The sequence below is a fragment of the Allorhizobium sp. Av2 genome (assembly GCF_021462805.2).
GTDB lineage: Bacteria > Pseudomonadota > Alphaproteobacteria > Rhizobiales > Rhizobiaceae > Allorhizobium > Allorhizobium vitis_G.
In genome coordinates this window covers 2,681,249-2,706,033 of record NZ_CP192696.1, presented here as the reverse complement: position 1 = coordinate 2,706,033, position 24,785 = coordinate 2,681,249, and the positions used below count along the sequence as shown (strand labels likewise).

The window sequence follows — 24,785 nt, the reverse complement described above, 5'->3', positions numbered from 1 at the left end:
TCAGTTAAGCCCCGGATTATTCTTGGGATTATTGGTGCGTCCGCACTTTGTGCCGATAGTTCGCCCTCTGCGCCACCACCAAAGCTTAGAGGGCCTGCAATTATCGCGAGATATTGGGATGGGCCGCAAGGATGCGGCCAGCCCGCAAGCTATTTTCCCTGCTACTTGTCGGCCATGGACGGCAGAAAGTCCTCGACCTGTTTGCGCTCGCCCGCTTCCAGCACCTCGATATGTTCCGCCCAGAATTTGGCGGCTTCCGCCGGTTCGCCTTCCCATTTGCGGGTATCGGTAATGTTGTCATCCATCTTCAATTTCCGGGTGCCGCCCAGTTCCAGATAGCGCTTTGCCAGTTTCAGCGACGGTGTATCTTCCATGGTTCTCTCCTTGCGTTTCAAGGAGGCTAAAGGCTGGCCAGAGGCGGAAAGTTCCAGACATCTTGGCCTGGCTTGGTTTTGACCTGCCAAAATCAATTCATCAGGCGGGTCGAGGTGGAGGTCGCTTTTTTGCCGATTTCCCCGAAGGCGGCGACAAGGCTTGCCGCATCGGTCGCCTCATAATAGTGCGAGGCGTCGCTGGCGCAGGCACTGAGCAGCGACTTGCCATTGGTCGGCGCCATGAAGGCAACCGTATAGATCTGGATGCCATCGGCCTTGATGGTTGTGCATTGGCTGCGCACGGCGGTGTCTATGCTGGAGTTCCAGCTGCTGCTATTGCCGGTCATTTCCCCGTCCGTCATGAAGACGATGTAACGGCCAATCTTGCTGACACTCGAGACATTATGAGCGTTAATCTCTGTCTTGTTGGATGTTTGCAGCGCGCTATAGGCCGCACTCAGTGCGCCCCTGGCATCGGTGCCGCCGGTAGCGCTCAACGCATTGACATAGGTGACCACATTGGCGGTTCCCCAACTCATCGCCTGGGCAGTATCGGCACTGGCATTGTAGGAATCGGCGCCGGTGCGCACATATTCACTGTTTGGATCGGCCTTGCTGAGCTGTGAGGCCAGATCCGCGACGGCCAGCTTCAGCGACTCGATCTTCGTGTATTTTTTCGTGCAGCTATAGCTCGTCGTCGTGGTTTTCTTGTTGCGGCCAGAGCCAGACGTGGTGGTTGTGGTGCAGGTCCCCGTGTAGGTCGTCGTCGTTTCGTCGTTCATCGAACCTGATCGGTCGAGCACCAGATACATCGAAAGCGGGCTCTCGGAGGCCGTGGTCGCGGCCTGAGCCTTGCCATAGGCTTTCAGCGTCACGGTCTCCCATCCCAGAACCCTCGAAAGCGCATTCATGGTGATGGTATAGCTACCTGTCAGTTCTACGTCATAGGAGGTCGATGAGCTGTTGACCTGGGTGGTCTTGACGGAAATATCCGGTTCCGGCTGTGTGATCTGGTCCACCGAACTGGTGTTCTCGTCTCTGGCCATGGTATTGGCCAGCTGCGAGGAAAGGAAGCTCTTGGCAAGGGCAATGGCGTCAGCCTCGCTCATGCCGTTGCTCATTGCCGAGGCGGCAGCAAGGGCTGCTGCATCCACCGAGTTTTGCAGGGCGCTTCTCGATTGCACCGTCTCCGTCGCATCCATCGCGAGACCTGCCACGCCGATGGAAACCGGCAGGAGAACCGCCGTCATCATGCCGAAATTGCCGCCGGTATGGCGCAGCAGGGGAATTGCCAAAGCGGCGGATCGCCGTGCTTTCGAGGCGAGCAAACGACAGGCACGCAAACGAGGGCTAAGCGCCGAAATGACCATCATGTCCATCCGTGACGTTGATCCGGCACTTGTCATCTCTTCAACGAAACGAAAGCACCGGTCGTGTTTCCTGCAACAGGACCGTGGCTTGACGATCCGCATCGCTGCTGATGGATTGATAGGACACACTGCTTGCAACTGGCTTAATGGGGTTGCTCAAATGCAACCTATTCCTGAAATAGTGCGGTCGAAACGGCGGTTATACTCGCCTCGTCAGCCAATCGGAATGAGGTCCACCGCCTGGACGGTCGTGTGGCTGCCATAGCCTTTCAGCATGCCGATGACAGGGGCGACATCGGAATAGTCTCGGCCATAGGCGACGACGACATGGTCGGTGCCGGCGGCGATATTATTGGTCGGGTCAAGCTCGACCCAGCCGACGGTCTTGCCGCACCAGACCCTGACCCAGGCATGCATGGCGTCGGCGCCGGCCAGCCGTTCCTTGCCCGGTGGCGGAATGGTGCGCAGGAAGCCGCTGACATAGCCCGAGGGAATGCCGAGGCTGCGCAATGCCACGATCATGATATGGGAAAAATCCTGACAGACCCCCTTTTTCAGCGCGAAGGCCTGTTTCGGGGTGGTATCGACAGTGGTGGCCTTGGGGTCGTATTTGAAATCCTTGTGGATGCGGGCGCAAAGCTGTTCGGCAATCTGGCGCACCGTCATGCCGGGCTTCACGACGGAGCGGGCGTAGGCGGCAATATCGGGGTTTTCAGGCAGCCGTGGGCTCGATCCGGTGAAATGATGCGGGGAGGCTGGCTCCAGCGACCAATATTCGAAAAGCTCGACGGCAAGCCGTTCGGGCAGTGGCGAAAAATCCGCGGTGAATGGCTGGCTATCCACCTGGATACGGGCCTGAAGGCGAATATCCAGTTTGTCATGGGAAGAGCGATAGGCGAAAGTCGTAGTGGGATGCGCGAAAAAATCGGCAAAGCCGGTACGCTCATCCGGCTGCGGCTCGATGGAAATCGAACCGGCAATCAGCCTTTGCCGCTCCGGCAGCGAGATCGGCATGATGCGCAGGATGTGGCGTCCGCCAGCCGCCGCCACGTCGTAATCATAGCCCATGTGCAGTGTCAGATCGTATAGCATCGATAGGTCTCTGCTCATCCGAGATAGGTTTGCGCCAGAAGATCAGACAGCAATTCCAGTTCTTTTTCCAGATGATTGTAGATCTCAGGCGTCATCATTTCCGGCGTCATCACCGCCACGCTCGAATGCAGCCGCACGGTTTCACGCAGGAAGCGCGACATCTGGCCGTTGACCTTGGCATTGGGCAATTGTTCCACTTCGTTGTGGATCTCGTTGAGCTGGAACAGGATGGAGCGCGGGTTGAGTGGGTCGAGCGCCAGAAGATCGGTCACGGTCAGGTGGGCGGTGTTGACATTATAGCGCCGCCGATGGGTCATGACGTTGTCACCGATCTCCAGCAGCATGTCGAGCGCGCCGTCTGGTGCGTCCTGCCCCGCCATATGGCCAAGCAACCGGGTCATATGCATGCCGCGTTCCAGATAGCGGCCGATGGCGAGGAAACGCCAGCCGGTGAAGCGATACATGTTTTCATGCACCAGACCGGCAAAACCCGCCAGCTTGCGCAGCAGGATGGTCATGGCATGCGAGGCGTCGTCGCCGGGTTTGATCTTTTCGTGGAAGCGGCGTGCGGTCTTGGCGAGATCATTCAGCGCCAGCCATCCATCCGGCGAGAATCGGTCGCGGATATTGCTGGCTGAATAGACGGCGCTGTTGATATTGCCGAGCAGGCTTTCCGGCACGCCCTGGTCGGTATCGATGTCCAGCGCTTCCAAATATTCGCTGACAAAGGCCAGAAGCGGCTGTTTCGGATCAGCTGTTTCGGCAAAGCGGGCATTCCAGGCGCGCAGAATTCTGAGCGCACCTTCGGCCCGTTCGATATAGCGGCCAAGCCAGAACAGATTGTCGGCGGCGCGGCTGGGCAGGCTGCCCGGCATGTTGCGGGTAAATTGTTCTTCGGCTGGCAGCAGCGTGATCCGCTCGACCGGCTTTTCGGAAACGATCCACACATCGGCAGCGGACCCGCCAGCCTGCATGGCCATCGCCGCCACATCGCTGCCGCTGCCGATCCGCCCGAACCCGCCCGGCATGATCTGCCAGCCGTCCCTGGTGCGGGCCGCAAATACCCGCAGGCTCATCGGTCTCGGCTGTAGCCTGCCATCGACCATGGCGGGAGTGGTCGACAGCGTCACGGCTTCCTGGCCGACCAGCTTGGCGCCGTCGGTTTCCAGCCAGCTGGCAATCGAGTGCTGGGCGGTTTCCCGCAGGGTTGCGCCCAGGACCGATTGCCTGTTGTCATCGAAAAACGGCTGGCGCGAATAGGCCGGGCCGATCACCATTTTCTCGATATTGCGGGCCACATGGTCGCGTTCCTGTTTTTGCCCGCACCACCAGGTGGCAATCGAAGGCAGCAACAGGTCCTCGCCCAACATATGGCGACAGATGGTCGGCAGAAAAGCCATCAAGGCCCGGGTTTCGAGAATGCCGGAACCAAGCGCGTTGACGAAGGTAACTGCCTGATTGCGCAGTGCCTGGACCACGCCCGGCGTGCCGATATGGCTGAGCTGGTTCAGTTCCAGCGGATCGGCAAAGGCCGCATCCAGACGGCGCCACAGCACCCCGATCGGTTTCAGCCCGGCCACGGTGCGCACCATCACCTTGCCGTTGACCACAGTCAGATCCTCGCCCTCCAGCAGCATGATGCCGAGATAGCGGGCAATATAGGCATGTTCGAAATAGGTTTCATTGGCCGGGCCGGGGGACAGCACGGCGATCCGGTCATCAGGGCTTTGCTTATGGCCTTGAAGCGCATCACGAAATGCCCCGAAGAACGAGGCAAGCCGGTGGACATGGGTTTCGGCATAGATATCGGAAAAGGCTCGCGCCGTGGCTACCCGGTTTTCCAGCGCAAATCCGGCGCCGGAGGGGGCCTGCGTGCGGTCGGCCAGCACCCACCAGGCACCATCTGGCCCACGGCCGATCTCGAAGGAACAGAAATGCAGGTAATGGCCACCCGCAGGCTTTACCCCGACCAGCGGCCGCAGAAATTCACCATTGGCGGCAATCAGTGCGGGCGGAATGAAGCCTTCCTGCACCAGCCGGTTATCACTGTAGATATCGGCGACAACCTGTTCCAGCAATTCGGCCCGCTGCACCAGCCCGCGCGCCAGAACCTGCCATTCGGCATCGGCGATCAACACCGGAATATGGGAAAACGGCCAGGCCCGTTCGGTGGGACCGGCAGACCCATAGGCGCGGTAGAAGACCCCGGCATCGCGCAGATAGCGGTCGGCACGGGCAAAGCGCTCGTGCAATTGCTCTTCATCCATGCCGTTGATGGCGGCGACGAAATTCTGCCAGACCGGACGGATCTTGCCATCCCGGTCCAGCATTTCGTCGGCAGCACCGGGCAAGGCCCGGTAGCCATCGGCAAATGCCGCTCCGGGGTCCTTCTCCAGCCTGTCCATCTCAATGGCCGTACGCTTGGTCATCTCTATTCCTGCCGAAGCATGTCGTCTTCGTAAAACCGTTTCACACTTTTACGCGACATAGCTTCTTGTTGGCGCATGTCGTCTTCATAAAACCGCTGTACACTTTTATGCGACATGCTTAGATCCCGTGTGGTCGCCGCAAATCCAATGTGTGCGGAAATTCCGGCGAGACGGTTTCCGGCCACAGCGGATAAGAACCGGCTGTATGACCCCAGGGTTCGAACCGCGCAAGCCGCCTAGCCTCCGCTTCATTGCCATTCACAGGGAAAGTATCATAACTGCGACCACCGGGATGCGCGACATGATACACACAACCACCGATCGACCGCCCTGTCCATATATCATAAACGTCGAATGTTAGCGGTGTGTTTACAGGCAGCACCGGATGCAGGCCTGATGCCGGTTGCCAGGCCTTGTAGCGGACCCCGGCGACGGCGACGCCATTGGTGCCGCTGCTCTTCAGCGGCAGGCGGCGGCCATTGCAGGCAATGGTGTAACGGTCGGGATTGGCGGTCTCCAGCTTGACCTGCAAACGCTCGACGGAACTATCGACATAGCGCACCGTACCGCCGATGGCACCTTCCTCGCCCATCACATGCCAGGGCTCCAGTGCCTGGCGCAGCTCCAGCTTGCTGTCTTGGTATTCCACCTGTCCGACGAAGGGGAAGCGGAATTCCAGCTGAGCGGCAAACCATTCCGGCTTGAAATCGAAACCGTGTTCGCGCAGGTCGGACAACACTTCGAGAAAATCCTGCCAGAGATAATGCGGCAGCATGAAGCGGTCGTGCAGCGCCGTACCCCAGCGCACGAAATTTCCACCAATCGGGTTCTTCCAGAACCGCGCAATCAGCGCCCGCACCAGCAATTGCTGGGCCAGCGACATGCGGGCATTCGGCGGCATTTCAAAGCCACGGAACTCAACCAGACCCAGTCTGCCTGTTGGCCCATCCGGCGAAAACAGCTTGTCGATGCAGATTTCCGAGCGATGGGTGTTGCCGGTGACATCGGTCAGCAGGTTGCGAAACAGCCGGTCAACCAGCCAGGGCAGGGGCGGCAGAGTTCCATTGCCCGGCATGGGTATCTGGGCCAGCGCGATTTCCAGCTCATAGAGCGTATCATGGCGGGCCTCGTCAAAGCGCGGCGCCTGGCTGGTCGGGCCAATGAACATGCCCGAGAACATATAGGACAAAGCCGGATGGCGCTGCCAATGCAGGACCAGGCTTTTCAGCAGATCCGGGCGACGCAGGAACGGGCTGTCGCCGGGATTGGCGCCGCCAACCACCACGTGGTTGCCACCGCCGGTGCCGGTATGGCGGCCGTCGATCATGAACTTGTCGGCGCCAAGCCGCGTCTGGCGGGCCTCTTCATAGATGATATCGGTGGTGGCCACGCAATCCTGCCAGCTATCGGCGGGGTGGATATTCACCTCGATGACGCCTGGATCGGGCGCGACGCGAATGACATTGATGCGCTCGTCCTGCGGTGGCGCATAGCCTTCGATATGGATCGCCAGGCCAAGATTGCGCGCTGCGGTCTCGGCGGCAGCCACCAGTTCCAGATAGTCCTCGATCCGCTCCACCGGTGGCATGAAGACGCACAGCCGGCCATCGCGCGGCTCGACGCTCATGGCCGTGCGCACCGCGCCGGTGATATCCCCAGCCGATCCGGCAATATTCTGTTCGTTGCGGTCCTGCTGGCTGTCGCTGGTCTTGCGCGAGGCTTCCGACAGCGCCCGGCCTTCGCGGGCATCCGGGCCGAAATCCGGCAGCGGTGTGCGTGGGATGGACGGGTCAGCCGTGTGGATATAGGGATATTGCGAGGGCGGCACGTAGGGCAGGGTGCCGAGGGGCATACGAAAGCCAACGGGACTGTCGCCTGGAATGAGGAAGATCTTGCCGCGCCGGGTGCGCCATTTCTCGCTGATCCAGCGCCGACCGCTGGCCTTGGCGTTCCAGGCCTGGACCGGCAGGATATAGCCGGTCGGGATCGTCAAACCGCGCTCGAACACCTTGGCGATGCGGGCGCGCTCTTCCGGGCTTTCCAGCTTGGAATTGGACGGATCGACATTTTCCGGCAGGCTGCCTTCCTTGATGATCCAGGCTGCGGGATCTTCATAGGCCGGCAGGATCATGTCCGGCTCGATCTCCAGCTCGGTGGCAATGCCGGCCATCAGCGCCTGGGCCTGCTCATGGCTCACATTGGTATCGGCTGTCTCCGTGGCAATCAGCTCCGGATTATGCCAGATCGGCTTGCCGTCCTTGCGCCAGTAGAGCGAGAAGGTCCAGCGTGGCAGGCTTTCGCCCGGATACCATTTGCCCTGCCCGTAATGCAGGAAGCCGCCGGGGGCAAAGCGGGTACGCAGCTTGCGGATCAACTGATCGGCCAGCGCCCGCTTGGTCGGGCCAACCGCATCGGTATTCCATTCCGCCGACTGGAAATCGTCGATCGATACAAAGGTCGGCTCGCCGCCCATGGTCAGGCGCACGTCATGGGCCTTCAGATCACCATCGACCTTCAGGCCAAGCGCGTTCAGCGCTTCCCAGCTTTCATCGGAAAATGGCTTGGTGATGCGCGGATGCTCGGCAACCCGTGTCACCTTCATGTCGAAATCGAAATCGGTCTTGGCTTGCCCGAAATAGCCGCCGGAAATCGGCGCGGCGTTTTTGTAATGCGGCGTGGCGGCCAGCGGAATATGGCTTTCGCCGGTCATCAGGCCGGAGGTCGGGTCAAGGCCAATCCAACCGGCGCCGGGAATATAGGCTTCCGCCCAGGCATGCAGGTCGGTGAAATCCACCTTGGTGCCGGAAGGTCCATCCAGCGCTTCCAGATCGGGTTTCAGCTGGATCAGATAGCCGGAGACGAAGCGGGCGGCAAAGCCCAGATGTCGCAGGATCTGCACCAGCAGCCAGCTGGTATCGCGGCAGGAGCCGCGCGCCGAGGTCAGCGTTTCATCCGGTGTCTGTACGCCCGGCTCCAGGCGGATCACATAGCCGATTTCGCTTTGCAGGCGGGCATTGAGCCCGACGATCATATCGACCGTGCCTTGGCCCGGCGTTATGTCCAGGGTCTTGAGATAGGCGTCGAGGGCGGGGCTGTCCGGCTCCGGCTTTTTGTAGATCGCCAGATCCTCGCTGATATCCTCCGGGTATTCGAAGGGCCAGGTGACGGCCTCTTCCTCCGTGAAGAAATCGAAGGGATTGTAGATGCTCATATCGGCGGTGAGATCGACCTCGATCTTAAACTCGGTAACCGGATCGGGAAACACGAAACGGGCCAGATAATTGCCGTAAGGGTCCTGCTGGAGATTGACGAAGTGGTTTTCGGGGGTGACCTTGAGGGAGTGGCTCAGAACCTTGGTTCTGGAATGGGCCGCCGGTTTCAGGCGAATGATCTGCGGCCCCAGGCGGATCGGCGTGTCATATTTATAATGGGTGAGATGATAAATGCTTGCCTTGATCGCCATGAAACCCCTCGTCCGTGATCCGGACCTAATGCCATTCTGATTGTGCCTGATCTTGTGCAATGCACAGAAATAAAGCAAGTCAGCTTCTTGGGAATTTGGTAGGCAGTGTTTTGAGAGGCTGCAAACCGTCGCCCGAGCCACGGTTGTTGGCATCTGTGCTCAGGGATGACTCCATAGCCTCATCCTCGGGCTTGTCCCGAGGATTTGTCTTCAGCAGAGGAATGTTCGACGGTAGGGCGAGCCGCCTAGCGTGTCCAACCTCATTAAAATCCCTCAGGTCCGCCCAAATTCATCGACCAGCCGGACGATGTCGTCTTCACCCAGATAGGAGCCGGTCTGGATTTCGATCATTTCCAGCATGATCTTGCCGGGATTGCCGAGCCGATGCACCGCCCCTTGCGGAATATAGATCGACTGGTTTTCGTAAAGCATCGTCACCTTGTCGTTGATCGTCACTTCGGCGGTGCCGCGCACGCAGATCCAGTGTTCGGACCGATGGAAGTGCTTTTGCAACGACAATTTCTTTTCGGGATGGACGAACAGCCGTTTCACCTGGAACCGGTCGCCGTTGAGGATCGACGTGTAGCCGCCCCAGGGCCGAAGCGAGGTCGGGTGGGTCTCGGTGAGGTTCGCCGTCTTCTTGTTACCAGCCAGAAGCTTGACCAGATTGCCGACCTCCTGGGCCTGGTCGAGCCTGCCGACAAAGACCGCGTCTTCGCTGGCAATCACCGCGACGCCGTCCATGCCCTGTACGGCCATGTGGCTGTTGCGCGAGATAACCAGTGAATTGCGGGTGTTATGCACCGTGGCATTGCCCTTGACGACATTGCCATCGGCATCGGCCTCGCCGATCTTCCACACAGCGTCCCAGCTGCCGAGATCCGACCATTGGATGGCGGAGGGAACGATGGCGGCATTGGCGGTTTTTTCCATCACCGCATAATCGAGGGAAATCGAAGGTGCTGCGGTAAAGGCCTCGGTATTGAGCCGGATGAAATCGATATCCTTGGTGGCCTTGGCAACGGCCTCTGTCGCGGCGGCCATCACCTCTGGCGCGTAGCGTTCCAGCTCGTCGATAATGTTTGTCGCGCAAAACAGGAACATGCCGGAGTTCCAGTAGTAATTTCCGGCATCGATCAGGGCTTGCGCCTTTTGCGCATCCGGTTTTTCCACGAAACGGCTGACGGCATGGGCGCCATTGCCGAGATCGGCACCCAGTTCGATATAGCCATAGCCGGTGGCCGGTTCTGTCGGAGTAATGCCGAAAGTGACAAGCTTGCCGCGTCTTGCGGCGGTGGCCGCAGCGGTGATCGAGGCCAGATAGACGGCATCGACGGTGATGGCGTGGTCGGACGCCAGCACGAGCAGGGCCGCATCAGGCCCGAACCGGTCCGCAACGACGCGGGCGGCGACGGCAATGGCGGCTGCCGTGTTGCGTGCCACCGGCTCCAGCAGGATGCCCGAAAGCGCCACGCCCTGTTCGCGCGCCTGTTCCGCCACCAAAAAACGAAACTCCTCATTGGTCACGACCAATGGAGCTTCATAGACACTGGTATCGCTGACGCGCTGCAATGTGGACTGAAAAAGCGTTTCCTCGCCCACCACTTTCAGGAACTGCTTGGCGGCGGTGGCGCGTGACAGTGGCCACAACCGTGTGCCTTTGCCGCCTGCCATGATGACGGGGACGATTTTATCGGTCATTCTCGGTCCTTTCTGCAGAAAGCGCGCGGCCGCGATCCGGAAGGATCTGGTGGCGAAAGGCATGAAAGCGCTCCGGCCTCATAGCGGGTCTGGCGTGAAGGGGTTGTTGCATTTTTCTGCAAAACATCCAAGCGCTTCAATGGCGGCGATTGCAGAATTCCTTAAATTGGACAGGGATTGCGATCTCGATCAGGCCGGGAGTGAAAAATGGAGCTGAATGGCCCATTATTGCGGACAAGGGTTGTGCCTGTTGGCTACCGGTCGCCGTATGTCAGGCGTCGATTTTCTGAGGCCGAGCGGTTGCACCGGGCTGCATTGGTGGAAACGACCCATCCTTCAACGTCTCTGGCTTTTCCTGGTGAATGCGCAGGCGCGGCAAGGCATCGGGATAGTCCTTCTGGATGAAGTCCATCAGCTTTTCGCGCACATAGCAGCGCAGGTCGAAAGCCTTTCCGGCGCTGGCGGCCGACACCAGAATGCGGATTTCCATCACCTGATCCTTCAGGTCGGTGACGGCGAGGTTGAAGACATTTCCATCCCACAACGGCGCTGACCTGACGATATCCTCGGTTTTTCGGCGCAGGGTGGAGACCGGAACGGAATAGTCCATGTAGAGCATGACCGTGCCGATCAATGCCGCGCCTTCGCGGGTCCAGTTCTGGAAAGGCTTTTCAATGAAATAATTGAGCGGCAGGACCAGTCTTCGCCAATCCCAGAGCTTCACCACCACATAGGTGGCGGTTATTTCCTCGACATGGCCGAACTCCCCCTCGACAATCAGCGCGTCATCGATGCGGATTGGCTGGGTGATGGCCAATTGCAGCCCGGCAAACAGATTTTTCAGCATCGGCTGCAAGGCGAGACCGAGAACGATACCCGCAACACCCGCCGAAGCCAGCAGGCTGACCCCATATTGGCGCACCGCCGGAAAAGACATCAAGACAGCTGCCGCCGTAAGGGCGACGATGCCGGTGGCGGCCACCCTTTCCATGATGCGGGATTGGGTGACGTGCTTGCGGGCCAGCAGATTGTCTTCGGCATCAAGCTTGAAGCGGCGAAGATAGACGGTGACCCAGATATGCAGGGCGGTGCGGGTCATCCATCCGACAACAATGACGAAGCACAGCAGCAGAGCATGGCGCACGATGCTGGCTGCCGCATCGCTCAAAGGTGCAAGCGTGACACCGATGGAGAGCGTCCAGGTCAGGATGGCGAGCCGCAAGGGTCGTCGAGTGCGCTGCACCAGTGAGCGCCAGAAAAGATCCCGGTTTTCCGTCAGCCGTGTCAGGATGCGGAAGCCGAAGCGCTGAATTAACATGCCCGCCAGAAAAGCAAGAAGCAGGACACAAAGCGAAACAGCCCAATCCGGCATCCATGCGATGGCATGTTGCAATGTTTCAAAAATAGTCTGCATCCAAACCCATCTAGGGTGCAATGCGGTATAGAAAATAGGGAAAGGGCAAAAAAATGCCCGGGAACGGCTCTTACAGACCAGCGCGGCGATGGCGAGCGAGGCAGTAGGCGACGATGAACCGGCCTAGGGTCTTGATATGAACCAGGCTTGTCAACGCTATAAAAGGGAGGAAAATCGGATGGTGGGCGTGACAGGGATTGAACCTGTGACCCCTACGATGTCAACGTAGTGCTCTCCCGCTGAGCTACACGCCCATCCGATGGCGGGGGTAAACCATGAAACCGCCGGTTCCGTCAATAGCTATTGCGCGGTTTGGGCCAAGAATTCGGCAAGCGGCTGTATCTGCTGGCTTTTCCGGGTTTATGCGTAAGCGCTTCACTGTCGTGATCTTCCATGCGCCAGGGCTTGGCGCATGCATCATTTGCCGAGCCGCTTGCGATGCGACGCATGATGGTCGCAAATCGCTGCCGATTGGAGGAGTCCAATCTGGGTGGCTTAGGTCTTGGAACCAGGCGGTCTCAAGCGGCGGTCAGCAGCTTGTTGACCTCGTCTACCAGGTCGCGCAGGTGGAAGGGCTTGGACAGGACCTTGGCATCCTTGGGAGCCTTGGAATCGGCGTTCAGCGCCACGGCGGCAAAGCCGGTGATGAACATCACCTTCAGGTCCGGGTCGAGTTCGGTGGCGCGGCGAGCCAGCTCGATGCCGTCCATTTCCGGCATGACGATGTCGGTCAGGAGCAGCGAGAAGGGTTCTTCCCGAAGCCTGTCATAGGCGCTGGCGCCATTGTCATAGGAGGATACTTTGTATCCGGCCTTTTCCAGGGCTTTCACCAGGAAGCGGCGCATGTCGTTGTCATCTTCGGCAAGAAGTATTTTCTGAGTCATTGCTGGACCGTTACTCAACTGGGATCATGGTGTTAAGCTTTCCCAGATATTCCAGCCCGTGTAAACAGCAGGTGAAGACGGGAAAGCCGGGTGTGATTTTTCGCCACTACAGCGACCTGTCCGCGTCTTTGGCGGCGCAGACAGGTCGCTGTAGCACATTATAACTGCTGCATAAGTGCTGCATGATTCTCTTATCATGCCGTATTCGGCTTCAAGATTAATGCAGTATGGACTTCGCGGTGGGCAACTGGCAACATATGTTTCATTATGAATTGCTGATTTGGTAAAGAAGGGGTGAGATGCAGCCGGAACGCGACGATTTCGAGCTGTTTGACGTGCGCGAACCCGAACAGCATAGCATTCCCTTTGTTTACAATTCCCCCCATAGCGGCAGAGATTATCCACAGGAGTTTCTCGCCCGTTCGCGCCTGGACCGGCTTTCTATCCGCCGTTCCGAAGATCACTTCGTCGATGAGCTGTTTGCGGCGGCACCCGACCATGGCGCCCCCTTGCTCTACGCGAAATTTCCACGCGCCTATATCGATGTCAATCGTGAGCCCTATGAGCTCGACCCGAAGATGTTTTCCGGCACTCTGCCGCCTTACGTCAATGCCCATTCAGTGCGTGTTGCCGGGGGACTTGGCACCATTGCGCGGATTGTGGCCGAAAATATGGAAATCTACCGGGAGCGGTTGAGCGTGGAGGAGGGGATTGCCCGGATCGAAACGATTTACAAGCCCTATCACGCCTGCCTGCGCCGGCTGATTGCCCGCACCCATGCCCATTTCGGGGCGGCGATTCTGATCGATTGCCATTCGATGCCGGGCAATATCCGGTTGAGCGGTAGCGCCATTCGTCCTGATTTCATCATTGGTGACCGATATGGCACCAGTGCTTCGGCCGAACTGACCCATGCGGCCATGCAGGTGCTCAGCGATTTCGGATTTACGGCGGTGCGCAACAAGCCCTATGCCGGTGGCTTCATCACCGAGCATTATGGTCGCCCCGCCAGGGGCCTGCATGCTCTGCAGATTGAAATCAACCGGGCGCTGTATGTTGACGAGGCTACGTTGGAAAAACGACCGGATTTCGCCTTGCTTGCAGCCACGCTGTCGCGGTTCATTGGTCAGATGGCGGAGCTTTCCAAAGGCATTGCCACGCCCGGCCTCGGAGATGGCGCGCTCGCTGCCGAATAGCGCATCATTCTGAAAAGTGGAAGCCGGCCGAAAAGCGGAAACCGGTTCTGGATCCCCGCAGCGTACAGCGCGATAGGGCAAAAAAAACCGCGCTCGAGGCGCGGCAAGTCTAGGGAGGAAACACCCAAGGAGGGTATTTACAGTCGAAAGACTGTAAGACGTATAATATTTTGCATTGCACAAATGTCAAGTCGATTTTGACATTTTTTTAATCATGATTATTATTTAGGCATTTGCATCGCAGAAATGCTCGAATGGCGTGCAATTCGGCGCTCTGCCTGTCGTCCCAATAAATTTATGCTGGAGCGAATTCCGATCCGGCGTTTTATGCCGTAAGAAACCTGCACGTTCACCCTACCGAGGAAGCCGCATGCGCCCCGAGAAGACGTTTTTCGACAGCCTCGCCGAGGCCGCCAAGGCTGAGACACTGCCACGCTTTCGCTCACGGCTGGATGTCGTCAACAAGGATGCGGGCGGTTATGATCCCGTCACCGAAGGCGATAAGGCGGCGGAAACGGCGATCCGTCTGCTGATCGAGGCCGAGTTTCCCGATCACGGCATTCTGGGCGAGGAACATGACAATGTCGGCCTTGGCCGCGATTGTGTCTGGGTGATCGATCCGATCGATGGAACGCGGGCGTTCATTTCCGGTTTGCCCACCTGGGGAACGCTGATCGGTTTTCAGGAAAACGGTCACGCGGTGATGGGCATGATGGACCAGCCTTTTACCGGCGAGCGTTATTTTGCCGATGGGGAGAAAGCCTGGTACAGCGGGCCGGATGGCCAGCGGCAGATCGCAACGCGGGCCTGCAAGGGCCTCTCGGATGCGGTGCTTTACACCACCTCGCCGGATATTTTTCTGGAAGACGAGCGGCCGCGTTTCGATGCGGTGCGGGCCAAGGTCCAACTGACGCGCTATGGCGTGGATTGCTATGCCTACGCGCTGCTGGCGGCAGGTTTTGTCGATCTGGTGATCGAAACGGGGCTGAAGCCTTATGATGTCGGCGCGCTGATCCCGATCATCGAACAGGCTGGCGGTATTATCACCACATGGGAGGGTGAACGGCCGGAAGCGGGTGGCAAGATCATCGCCGCCAGTTCTGCGGCTGTCTACGAGCAGGCGCGGGCGATTTTGATCGATTGATCGCTACCGGTGTCCATGAATTTCCATGGCCACCGGTAGCATTCTATTGTGTCGTTGTGTTTAGCCAAGCACTGCGACTTTGCTTTCGATGGCTTGGATTTCGTTGGGAACGTCGCCCTGCTGCTCGGACATCTTTAGGCTGGCATGGAACGGACATCCGGCAAATTTCGGATCGTCCTTGTAGAGCGAAACGTAATGCTCTGGAAACGCCTTATCGAGGGCTCGGATGCCAGCTTTGATGTCTGCCTTTTCATCCTTGTTCAGCTTGTCTCGTGATTCGATATAGCTTTCTGTCGGATCGTCCATTTGGGTTTCCAGATACCAGAAAATCAGACCCATCAATTTGGGTAGAACCTCCTGCGCCATGGGATAGGCAGGTTCGATCTGCATGGTTTCAAGGGTCGTGGGCAGCGACAGGGAGCGGAGCAGCTGGTGTCCGAGCCAGTGCATTTCCTTGGGGAAAAAGCGGAAGACGAATTGTTCGTGAATCGCTGTCGTGATCAGGTTGCCGCGCTCGGGCTTAGGCCTGTCCGTCTTTTCTACCGCCTCGCAATAGGCGATCAGCCCCGCGAAATCCTCGGGATAGCCATGCAGCGGCTGATTGTTTTCGGCAACGAACAGCTTGGACATTTCCAGCCAGAACCGATGCGCTGCGATCTGTTCCTTTTCCGAAAACCCTGGCAGCCCCATGCGCAAGCGCAGGCGATGCATGGTTACCGCCGTGAAGGCACAGGTGTAGATGTAATCTTCATTGTAGGAAAACGCACCCGGATATTGCTTTGCCCAATAGGCATGCAGGTTGTTGATGCCCTCGACGGATTTCTTGGTCCGCTCATCATGCGGCCCATAAAACCACCACAGGGCATTGGCGCTGCCGGTCTGCTCGACACGGCTGGTAGAGCGATCCACCACCTTGCCGCCGTCCTCGCGCCACACCACTTGCGACCCCCATTCCGTGACGACAAAGTTCGGAAAGGTCAGTGCATAGATGAAATTCTGCATGAAGTCGTTGAGGCCATAGCTGCTCGACAGCCGCCAGATCCGCACATAGTCCTTCTCAGGATCCAGAGATTGGATTTCGTTCTGGATCCATTTCTTAGGCGCATTCATAATCTTTCTCCTCCCAGAAAAGCAAATTGGGCGCTGAAGGTCAGCACCCTTCTTCGCTTAACAATACGAATATGTACATTATTGACGTTCTGAATTCTGTCAATTCGGATCGGTCGCCAGCGATAAAAATGTCTTAAGGAATGCCAGGAGAAGGCCCGGGAAGCCGTGCGGTGTTATCAGGGACGGTTGCGGGACGCCCAAGAGGAGGGGCGTGTCAAAGACCGACGAGTTCTGCCTGGCCTTCGATCTGCATCGGGTCGCTGCCAGGAATGAAGGCATGGATGGCGGCCAGCGCCTGTTCGCGGTAGCGGTCCTGTTCCTGCAACACTTCATGACGGGCGCCGGGAATGGACAGCAATTGCGCGGCGCGGAAATGCCGGGCCAGATGTTCCTGGGCGCTAAAGGGCACGACGCCGTCCAGCATCGGGGCAAGCAACAGGGTGGGGATGGTGATCCCCGTCAGGTGAGTGGGATCGTTGACCCGCCGGATGGCTTTTGCACATTCATGCAACCAGCGGGCCGACGGCGCACTGATCGACAATTCCGGCACGGCGGCAAAAATCGCCATATTGCGGTCGAAGCGGGCGGCATCCGAGGTCAGAACATTGGTGGCGAAGGTGTGCGGCTTGCTGGCTGATGACAAGGGCCGGTTGCCGAGCCCGAGCGTTGATGCCAGCCGCGCTAGCGCAAACACTTTTGCCGCCGACAGGGCTTCGCCATGCAGACCGACAAATGGGGCCGACAGGACCAGTCGCGAAATGCGCCCGGATAGCCGTGGCGCTGCGGCAAGGGCGATCAATCCACCGGTGGAATGGGCGATCATCGAGAATGGCAGGCGGCAATCCGGCAGCACGACCTGTTCCAGGAACTGCTCCAGATCCTGCTCATAATCGGAAAAGCGCCGCACATGGCCCCAGCGTTTTTCCTTATCCCCTCTGGATTTCAAGGAATTCTGCTGGAGTGTCCAGTCAGACAGGCCCTGGCCGCGCAGATCGAAAGTGGCAACCCAAAGGCCCGCTGCGGTCAGGTCCCGGATGGTTTCGAAATATTTCTCGATGGATTCGCTGCGGCCATGCACCAGCACCACCGTGCCCTTGGCCGGGCTGATATCGCTCTTGAAGATCGCATAGCGCAGGCGAAGGCCATCGTAGCTGGTGAAGAAGCCGGCGTGATGATTGTCGGGAATGGGATTGCCGTCCACGGCATGAAGCACGCTATCCATGGCCTTGCCTTTCCAAGCACAATCTTCGGGTGTTCATACCGCATATTTGCGCGGACCGAAATCGGGTCTTGGGAAAAAAGCCGCCCATTGCTTGAAGACGATTGGGCTTCAAGGCAAATGGGCGGCAACAGGCACTGAAGACGCAGGGACGATATTCTTCAGCCACCAGGATCACTCCTGATCGGGCGACGCTAGTGCGGCCAAGGTGAACCGATGCCAAACCCGCCATTCATCAAAAATTCAGCCACAAAAAAATCGGCTGTGATGTTGCGTGCATGGTGAAGGGTCTTGAACTCGCAAATCGCCTTTCCCATCTCTCTGTTGCAGGCGCCGGAAGGGCCTGCATCATCCGGCAGACACCGCCATATCAGGGGTCTCTGTCTTGTCATTATCGCAACCGTCGCTTCTCAGGAGGACTCCATGCGTCACGTTGATTTTTCCCCGCTTTATCGCTCCACCGTCGGCTTCGATCGCCTGTTCACCATGCTGGACAGCCTGGGTCAGCCGGATCAGGCCCAGAGCTATCCGCCCTATAATATCGAGCGGACGGGCGACAATACCTACCGGATCACCATGGCCGTTGCCGGTTTTGATGAAACCGAACTCAGCATCGAGGCCCATGCGCATGTGCTGGCGGTCAAGGGTGAAAAGGCCCAGGACGATCAGGCCGAACAGACTGAGTTTCTGTATCGCGGCATTGCCAAGCGCGGGTTCGAGCGTCGTTTCCAGCTTGCCGACCATGTCGAGGTGACCAATGCCTCGCTGAAGAACGGCCTGCTGCATATCGATCTGCTGCGCAATATTCCCGAAGCCATGAAGCCCCGCCGCATCGCGATTGCCAGCGAGGCGGTCGAAGCGCCAAAGGCCATCGAGTCTCGCGTCGTCTGATCCGGGTCTGGAAGACATGAAGAAGGGCGGCTTGGGGCCGCCCTTTTGCGTTTGGGGTGTTCTCGTAGCTGTCGGTCTTGAAATGTTCACAGGATGTCGAGAAACTGGTCGACGTCCTGCTCTGTCGTGGCAAAGCTGGTGACCAGCCGGATCAAGACATTGTCTTGCCCGACCAATTCGGGCTCATCGCGGGGCACCAGCCATTCGTAGAATTTCGCGCCACGAGCCTCGGCCTGCTTGGCGGCATCCTTGCCAATCACCGCGAAGACCTCATTGCTCTCGGTATTCCAGGCCAGGCGGGCCTTGTTGTTTTTGCTGAGACCGGCGCGCATCCGGTCGGCCATGGCATTGGCGTGGCGGGCCAGATCCAACCACAGATCATCCTTGAAATAGGCTTCCAGCTGGGCGGACACAAAGCGGGTCTTGGAAAACAACTGCGCCGAACGCTTGCGGATATAGGGCATTTCCTCGGCCATGTCAGGGTTGAAGAACACGATGGCCTCCACGCACCAGCAGCCATTCTTGGTGCCGCCAAAGGAGAGAATATCGACGCCGCGCTTCCAAGTCATTTCGGCGGGTGTGGCATCAAGCGCCACCAGCGCATTGGCAAAACGGGCGCCGTCCATGTGCAGAGGCAGGGATTTGGCGCGGGCAATGGCGCTGATCGCGGAGATCTCGTCCAGTGTATAGATGGTGCCGGCCTCTGTGGCCTGCGTGATCGTCACTGCCATCGGCCGACCCTGATGGACGGAAGGCGTGTCAAAGCGTGAAACGGCGGTGTGAAGGGCTGCCGCACTCATCTTGCCGCCGCCGCCCTCAACCGGATAGAGTCGGCTGGCACTTGCCAAATATTCAGGCGCGCCACCCTCGTCGGCATTCACATGCGCGTCGAAATGGCAGAAGGTGACGCCACCGGCCCGCGCTACACTGGCCAGCGCCAGCGAATTGGCCGCCGTGCCGGTGCCAACGAAGAACACCGAGACGTCGCGCTCGAAAATCTCATTGAAATGCGCTTCGACGCGCCGGTCGAGATCGCTGGTGCCATAGGCGCTGGCATAGCCCGCCGCTTCCTTCATCAGGCTTTCGGCAATGGCGGGATGGGCTCCGGCCCAATTATCGGATGCAAAGAACATGATGGCTTCCTGATTGGCTGTAACGCTTGTTTATGGCGTGATGGAGACCCTAACGATTTTGCTGCCGTGTTCAATCCGGCCTAGTCATCCGTCGCGGGCCTGACCGATTATCACCAGCACAATTGTCTTCGTATTCACCGCTCCAGATTGGTTTCCTGCGCAAACACCTCAACGGACGAAAGAATCATGCGGCAGATCGCTAAAAAAGACAGATTCTGTCGCGTCACCACCCGGCTTTTTGAGCCGATGGCTTGCGAAGCCGATTTGTTTCTGCCATATAGATTGCAGAAATAGGTCAATGAAACTGACATATTTTCGGAAATCGAGTGGCAGGTTTTGGTTTTCTAGGCCTTTCGTCCTGGCTCTCTTGCGCTATACTCACCGGGATATCTGCTTTTGCAGCGGTCGAGAGAAGCTGTGCAGAAAGGTCAGGTTTGTGACCTGTTTTGCATACGGCAAGCGGGGCGCCTTTAAAATCTGGCCCCTGGTTTGGGCAGCGACAAGCCCCCGTCGGTATTCGATTTTGTCAAATAGCTGTGTGCCGGATCGGATAGTTTCGACCGGACGGTTCAACTGGAGGGAAAACGATGACGCAGATGATGCCATCCGAAGCAATCGTGGCGGCCGATGCGACGCAGGCGAACGCCGGTGCCGCTCCGGTAAAGCGTTATGGTCTTCCGCAAAAGCAAGGCCTCTACGATCCGCGCAATGAGCATGATGCCTGCGGCGTCGGCTTCATCGCCCATATGAAGGGTGAGAAGTCGCACCAGATCGTCCGCGACGGCCTGTTCATCCTTGAAAACCTCACCCATCGCGGTGCGGTCGGCGCCGATCCGCTGATGGGCGACGGTGCTGGCATTCTGGTGCAGATCCCGGACCGGTTCTTCCGTGAGGAAATGGCCGCCCAGGGCGTCATCCTGCCCAAGGCTGGCGAATATGCCGTCGGTCATTTCTTCTTCCCCGCCGACGAAGAGCAGATTGCCCATTTCAAGAAGGTGATCACCGATGTCTGTCTGGCCGAGGGCCAGCATCTGCTTGGCTACCGTGACGTGCCGGTCGATAATTCATCGCTGTCCAAGGCCCCGGACATTGCCGCCACCGAGCCGCGCCAGATTCAGGTGTTCATTGGTGCTGGCCGCGATGCAGCCACGCAGGACGCTTTTGAGCGCCGGCTGTTCTTGCTGCGCAAGGTGATTTCCAACCGGATCTATGACGAGTTCGGCGGCCAGGAAACCGGCTTCTATCCGGTGTCGCTGTCGTCTTCGACCATCGTCTACAAGGGCATGTTCCTCGCCTATCAGGTGGCTGCTTATTATAAGGATCTCGCCGATCCGCGCTTCGAATCGGCTGTGGCCCTGGTGCATCAGCGCTTTTCCACCAACACCTTCCCATCGTGGAAGCTGGCGCATCCTTACCGGATGGTCGCCCATAACGGCGAAATCAACACGCTGCGCGGCAATGTCAACTGGATGGCAGCCCGCCAGGCGTCGGTCTCTTCACCGCTGTTCGGCGATGATATTTCCAAGCTCTGGCCGATTTCCTACGAGGGCCAGTCGGACACCGCCTGTTTCGATAATGCGCTCGAATTCCTGATCCGTGGCGGCTATTCCATGGCGCATGCGGTGATGATGCTGATTCCGGAAGCCTGGGCTGGCAACCAGTTGATGAGCAAAGAGCGCAAGGCGTTTTACGAATATCATGCCGCGTTGATGGAGCCATGGGACGGCCCTGCCGCCGTGGCCTTCACCGATGGCCGCCAGATCGGCGCAACGCTGGACCGCAACGGCTTGCGTCCGGCCCGCTATCTGGTGACCGATGACGACCGCATCATCATGGCGTCGGAGGCCGGTACGCTGCCGGTGCCGGAAGAGAAGATCGTCAAGAAGTGGCGGTTGCAGCCGGGCAAGATGCTGCTGATCGATATGGAAAAGGGCCGGATCGTTTCCGATGAGGAAGTGAAGTCGGATCTGGCCGGAAGCCTTCCCTACCGGGAGTGGCTGGATCGGACCCAGCTCATTCTCGAAGATCTGAAGCCGGTCGAGCCCCGGGCGCTGCGGCGCGACGTGTCGCTGCTCGACCGTCAGCAGGCCTTCGGCTACACGCTGGAAGACACCCGTATCCTGATGTCGCCGATGGCGACCACCGGCCAGGAAGCCATTGGCTCGATGGGGACGGATACGCCGATTTCGGCCATGTCATCGAAGTCGAAGCTGCTTTATACCTATTTCAAGCAGAACTTCGCTCAGGTCACTAACCCGCCGATCGATCCGATCCGCGAAGAGCTGGTGATGAGCCTGGTGTCTTTCATCGGTCCGCGCCCAAACATTCTCGACCATGAGGGGGCGGCCCGCGCCAAGCGGCTGGAAGTGCGCCAGCCGATCCTGACCAATGGCGATCTCGAAAAGATCCGCTCCATCGGTCATACGGAAGACCGGTTCGACACCAAGACGCTCGACTTCACCTATGACGTCGATCGCGGCGCCGAAGGCATGCCTGACATGCTCGACCGGCTCTGTGAGCGCGCCGAAGCGGCGGTGCGTGGCGGCTATAACATCATCGTGCTGTCGGACCGGCAGATCGGCCCTGATCGTATCGCCATCCCGGCGCTGCTGGCCACGGCTGCCGTGCATCATCACCTGATCCGTAAGGGCCTGCGCACATCGGTCGGCCTGGTCGTCGAGACCGGCGAGCCGCGTGAAGTGCATCATTTCTGCTGTCTGGCGGGCTATGGCGCCGAAGCCATCAACCCCTATCTGGCCTTCGACACGCTGCTCGACATGCACAAGCATGGCGAATTCCCCAAGGAAGTCGATGCCAGCGAAGTGGTCTATCGCTATATCAAGGCGGTCGGTAAGGGCATTCTCAAGGTGATGTCCAAGATGGGCATTTCCACTTATCAGTCCTATTGCGGCGCACAGATTTTCGATGCCATCGGCCTGAATTCCCAGCTGATCGATCAGTATTTCTTCGGCACGGCTTCGAACATCGAAGGCATCGGCCTTGCCGAGATTGCCCAGGAAACAGTGGCGCGCCATCATTCCGCCTTCGGCAAGGACCCGATCCTGGCGACTTCGCTGGATATCGGCGGCGAATATGCCTACCGTCTGCGTGGTGAAAACCATGCCTGGAGCCCGGATTCGATTGCCTCGCTGCAACATGCCGTGCGTGGCAATTCTCAGGAGCGCTACCGCGAATTCGCGGAAATGGTCAATGAGAGCGCCCTGCGCATGAACACCATTCGCGGTCTGTTCAAGATCAAGAAGGCCGCCGATCAGGGACGTCAGCCGATTTCAGTGGATGAGGTCGAACCAGCGGCTGACATCGTCAAACGCTTCTCCACCGGCGCTATGTCGTTCGGCTCGATCAGCCGTGAAGCGCATACCACGCTGGCCATCGCCATGAACCGGATCGGCGGCAAGTCCAACACGGGTGAGGGCGGCGAAGAGAGCGACCGCTACCTGCCCCTGTTCAATGGTTCGCCTAACCCGGAACGCTCTGCCATCAAGCAGATCGCCTCTGGCCGGTTTGGTGTGACCACTGAATATCTTGTCAATGCCGATATGCTGCAAATCAAGGTGGCGCAGGGTGCCAAGCCCGGCGAGGGCGGACAGTTGCCAGGTCACAAGGTGGATGCGACGGTTGCCAAGACCCGACATTCCACGCCGGGCGTCGGCCTGATTTCGCCGCCGCCGCATCACGACATCTACTCCATCGAAGATCTGGCGCAGCTGATCTACGACCTGAAGAACGTCAACCCGGCTGCCGATGTCTCGGTCAAGCTGGTGTCGGAAGTCGGTGTCGGCACGGTGGCCGCAGGCGTTGCCAAGGCCCGCGCCGATCATATCACCATCTCCGGCTTCGATGGCGGCACGGGTGCCTCGCCTTTGACCTCGCTGAAGCATGCCGGTTCGCCCTGGGAAATCGGCCTGGCCGAAACCCAGCAGACATTGGTGCTGAACGGCTTGCGCTCGCGCATCGCCCTTCAGGTCGATGGCGGTCTGAAAACCGGACGCGACGTCATAATCGGCGCACTTCTGGGCGCTGACGAATTCGGCTTTGCTACCGCACCGCTGATTGCCGCTGGCTGCATTATGATGCGCAAGTGCCATCTGAACACTTGCCCGGTTGGCGTCGCCACCCAGGATCCGGTTCTGCGCAAGCGCTTCAAGGGTACGCCGGAACATGTCATCAACTACTTCTTCTTTGTCGCGGAAGAAGTGCGCGAAATCCTCGCCTCGCTGGGCTTTGCCAAGCTGGATGACATTATCGGCGCCTCAGAGCTTCTGGAAAAGAACGATATGCTGGCCCATTGGAAGGCCGAGGGTCTCGATTTCTCGAAGATCTTCCACAAGGTCGATGCGCCCAAGGAAGCCACCTACTGGACCGCGCGCCAGCATCATCCGATTGAAGATGTGCTGGACCGCAAGCTGATCGAAAAGTCGATGCCCGCGCTGGAATCCAAGCAGCCTGTGGTGTTCGAAGTCGATATCAAGAATGTTGACCGTTCAGCCGGTGCCATGCTGTCGGGTGAACTTGCCAAGCGCTGGGGCCACAAGGGCCTCAAGGACGATACTGTTCATGTGACGCTGAACGGCACGGCAGGTCAGTCCTTCGGGGCGTTTCTGTCGCGCGGCATCACCTTCGATCTGGTCGGTGACGGCAATGACTATGTCGGCAAGGGTCTGTCCGGTGGCCGGATCATCGTGCGTCCGCCGGAAAATGCGCGGATCGTTGCGGAACACTCGATCATCGTCGGTAACACCGTGCTCTACGGCGCCATTGCCGGGGAATGCTATTTCCGCGGCGTGGCGGGCGAACGGTTCGCGGTGCGCAATTCCGGCGCGATTGCGGTTGTCGAAGGTGTCGGCGATCACGGCTGCGAATACATGACGGGCGGCGTGGTTGTGGTGCTGGGCGAAACCGGCCGCAACTTCGCAGCCGGTATGTCCGGCGGTGTGGCTTACGTCCTTGATGAAAAGGGCGATTTCGCCAAGCGTTGCAACATGGCGATGGTGGAACTGGAACCGGTGCCGGAAGAAGATGACATGCTGGAAAAGCTGCATCACCATGGCGGCGACCTGATGCACAAGGGTCTGGTGGACGTGTCGGAAGACATGACCCGCCATGACGAGGAGCGGCTCTATCAACTGATCTCCAACCATCTGCATTATACCGGCTCGAACCGCGCCAAGCAGATCCTCGACAACTGGGCCGATTACCGTCCGAAATTCCGTAAGGTCATGCCGGTCGAATATCGCCGGGCGCTGGAGGAAATGGAACGGATGCGCATGGGCGTTGCCGCCGAATAGTTTTATGTTTAGCAGTCTTGTGATATGACATTGTCATATCACAAGATGGAGGTGGC

At 58.7% G+C, this 24,785-nt stretch carries 15 protein-coding genes and 1 tRNA gene; 4 read left to right on the top strand and 12 right to left on the bottom strand.

Going from position 1 to position 24,785, the window contains the following annotated elements; genetic code table 11:
* Positions 1-161: 161 nt before the first annotated feature.
* From FS819_RS12870 to cpdR1, 9 genes are all read right to left on the bottom strand, one after another.
* Positions 162-374, bottom strand: coding sequence for a hypothetical protein (locus FS819_RS12870; protein ID WP_156550997.1), 213 nt, complete (start codon positions 372-374; stop codon positions 162-164).
* A 92-nt stretch (positions 375-466) separates the two neighbouring features.
* Positions 467-1,747: a pilus assembly protein gene (locus tag FS819_RS12865; protein WP_174109508.1), complete on the bottom strand. Its 1,281-nt coding sequence runs from the start codon at positions 1,745-1,747 to the stop codon at positions 467-469.
* 210 nt (positions 1,748-1,957) lie between these two features.
* Positions 1,958-2,836 (bottom strand): transglutaminase family protein, encoded by an 879-nt coding sequence (locus FS819_RS12860; protein WP_070166821.1) that lies wholly within the window; start codon positions 2,834-2,836, stop codon positions 1,958-1,960.
* A gap of 14 nt (positions 2,837-2,850) precedes the next feature.
* Positions 2,851-5,241 carry a circularly permuted type 2 ATP-grasp protein gene (locus FS819_RS12855; RefSeq protein WP_156551020.1) on the bottom strand — a complete coding sequence of 797 codons (2,391 nt, stop codon included), beginning with the start codon at positions 5,239-5,241 and terminating at the stop codon, positions 2,851-2,853.
* A gap of 142 nt (positions 5,242-5,383) precedes the next feature.
* Positions 5,384-8,728 (bottom strand): transglutaminase family protein, encoded by a 3,345-nt coding sequence (locus tag FS819_RS12850; protein ID WP_156550996.1) that lies wholly within the window; start codon positions 8,726-8,728, stop codon positions 5,384-5,386.
* A 273-nt stretch (positions 8,729-9,001) separates the two neighbouring features.
* Entirely contained in the window at positions 9,002-10,429 is a 1,428-nt protein-coding gene (locus tag FS819_RS12845; RefSeq protein WP_156550995.1) for a mannose-1-phosphate guanylyltransferase/mannose-6-phosphate isomerase, read from the bottom strand.
* Between the two features lie 271 nt (positions 10,430-10,700).
* Positions 10,701-11,843, bottom strand: coding sequence for a mechanosensitive ion channel family protein (locus FS819_RS12840; RefSeq protein WP_156550994.1), 1,143 nt, complete (start codon positions 11,841-11,843; stop codon positions 10,701-10,703).
* 179 nt (positions 11,844-12,022) lie between these two features.
* Positions 12,023-12,097: transfer RNA gene (locus FS819_RS12835), tRNA-Val, on the bottom strand.
* 264 nt (positions 12,098-12,361) lie between these two features.
* The gene (cpdR1, locus tag FS819_RS12830; protein WP_015917105.1) at positions 12,362-12,727 is read right to left on the bottom strand and encodes a response regulator CpdR1; all 366 of its coding nucleotides are present in this window, start codon (positions 12,725-12,727) and stop codon (positions 12,362-12,364) included.
* Between the two features lie 299 nt (positions 12,728-13,026).
* Here cpdR1 and FS819_RS12825 point away from each other — a divergent pair, with 299 nt between their 5' ends.
* Complete coding sequence (locus tag FS819_RS12825) at positions 13,027-13,923, top strand: N-formylglutamate amidohydrolase (protein WP_060718278.1); 897 nt, start codon at positions 13,027-13,029, stop codon at positions 13,921-13,923.
* A gap of 370 nt (positions 13,924-14,293) precedes the next feature.
* Positions 14,294-15,067 (top strand): histidinol-phosphatase, encoded by a 774-nt coding sequence (gene hisN / locus FS819_RS12820; RefSeq protein WP_156550993.1) that lies wholly within the window; start codon positions 14,294-14,296, stop codon positions 15,065-15,067.
* Positions 15,068-15,127: 60 nt separating this feature from the next.
* On the opposite strand, the gene FS819_RS12815 is transcribed toward hisN, so the two are convergent.
* Positions 15,128-16,177: a hypothetical protein gene (locus FS819_RS12815; protein WP_156550992.1), complete on the bottom strand. Its 1,050-nt coding sequence runs from the start codon at positions 16,175-16,177 to the stop codon at positions 15,128-15,130.
* Between the two features lie 214 nt (positions 16,178-16,391).
* Entirely contained in the window at positions 16,392-17,399 is a 1,008-nt protein-coding gene (locus FS819_RS12810; protein WP_156550991.1) for an alpha/beta fold hydrolase, read from the bottom strand.
* Between the two features lie 420 nt (positions 17,400-17,819).
* Between FS819_RS12810 and FS819_RS12805 the strand changes: the two genes are divergently transcribed.
* Positions 17,820-18,287: an Hsp20 family protein gene (locus tag FS819_RS12805; RefSeq protein ID WP_156550990.1), complete on the top strand. Its 468-nt coding sequence runs from the start codon at positions 17,820-17,822 to the stop codon at positions 18,285-18,287.
* Positions 18,288-18,373: 86 nt separating this feature from the next.
* Here the strand turns inward: FS819_RS12805 and FS819_RS12800 are convergent, their stop codons facing one another.
* Positions 18,374-19,420 carry a threonine aldolase family protein gene (locus FS819_RS12800; protein WP_156550989.1) on the bottom strand — a complete coding sequence of 349 codons (1,047 nt, stop codon included), beginning with the start codon at positions 19,418-19,420 and terminating at the stop codon, positions 18,374-18,376.
* Between the two features lie 587 nt (positions 19,421-20,007).
* On the opposite strand from FS819_RS12800, the gene gltB reads away from it, so the two are divergent.
* Positions 20,008-24,729 carry a glutamate synthase large subunit gene (gene gltB, locus FS819_RS12795; RefSeq protein ID WP_156550988.1) on the top strand — a complete coding sequence of 1,574 codons (4,722 nt, stop codon included), beginning with the start codon at positions 20,008-20,010 and terminating at the stop codon, positions 24,727-24,729.
* The last annotated feature ends 56 nt before the right edge of the window (positions 24,730-24,785 follow it).

Bases quoted from the DNA above. Each gene is read 5' to 3' on its own strand.
- FS819_RS12855 (WP_156551020.1), bottom strand. From the start codon at position 5,241: ATGGACAGGCTGGAGAAGGACCCCGGAGCGGCATTTGCCGATGGCTAC.
- gltB (WP_156550988.1), top strand. From the start codon at position 20,008: ATGACGCAGATGATGCCATCCGAAGCAATCGTGGCGGCCGATGCGACG.
- FS819_RS12825 (WP_060718278.1), top strand. From the start codon at position 13,027: ATGCAGCCGGAACGCGACGATTTCGAGCTGTTTGACGTGCGCGAACCC.
- FS819_RS12870 (WP_156550997.1), bottom strand. From the start codon at position 374: ATGGAAGATACACCGTCGCTGAAACTGGCAAAGCGCTATCTGGAACTG.
- FS819_RS12860 (WP_070166821.1), bottom strand. From the start codon at position 2,836: ATGCTATACGATCTGACACTGCACATGGGCTATGATTACGACGTGGCG.
- FS819_RS12845 (WP_156550995.1), bottom strand. From the start codon at position 10,429: ATGACCGATAAAATCGTCCCCGTCATCATGGCAGGCGGCAAAGGCACA.
- FS819_RS12800 (WP_156550989.1), bottom strand. From the start codon at position 19,420: ATGTTCTTTGCATCCGATAATTGGGCCGGAGCCCATCCCGCCATTGCC.
- FS819_RS12805 (WP_156550990.1), top strand. From the start codon at position 17,820: ATGCGTCACGTTGATTTTTCCCCGCTTTATCGCTCCACCGTCGGCTTC.
- FS819_RS12815 (WP_156550992.1), bottom strand. From the start codon at position 16,177: ATGAATGCGCCTAAGAAATGGATCCAGAACGAAATCCAATCTCTGGAT.
- hisN (WP_156550993.1), top strand. From the start codon at position 14,294: ATGCGCCCCGAGAAGACGTTTTTCGACAGCCTCGCCGAGGCCGCCAAG.
- FS819_RS12850 (WP_156550996.1), bottom strand. From the start codon at position 8,728: ATGGCGATCAAGGCAAGCATTTATCATCTCACCCATTATAAATATGAC.
- FS819_RS12840 (WP_156550994.1), bottom strand. From the start codon at position 11,843: ATGCAGACTATTTTTGAAACATTGCAACATGCCATCGCATGGATGCCG.
- cpdR1 (WP_015917105.1), bottom strand. From the start codon at position 12,727: ATGACTCAGAAAATACTTCTTGCCGAAGATGACAACGACATGCGCCGC.
- FS819_RS12865 (WP_174109508.1), bottom strand. From the start codon at position 1,747: ATGATGGTCATTTCGGCGCTTAGCCCTCGTTTGCGTGCCTGTCGTTTG.
- FS819_RS12810 (WP_156550991.1), bottom strand. From the start codon at position 17,399: ATGGATAGCGTGCTTCATGCCGTGGACGGCAATCCCATTCCCGACAAT.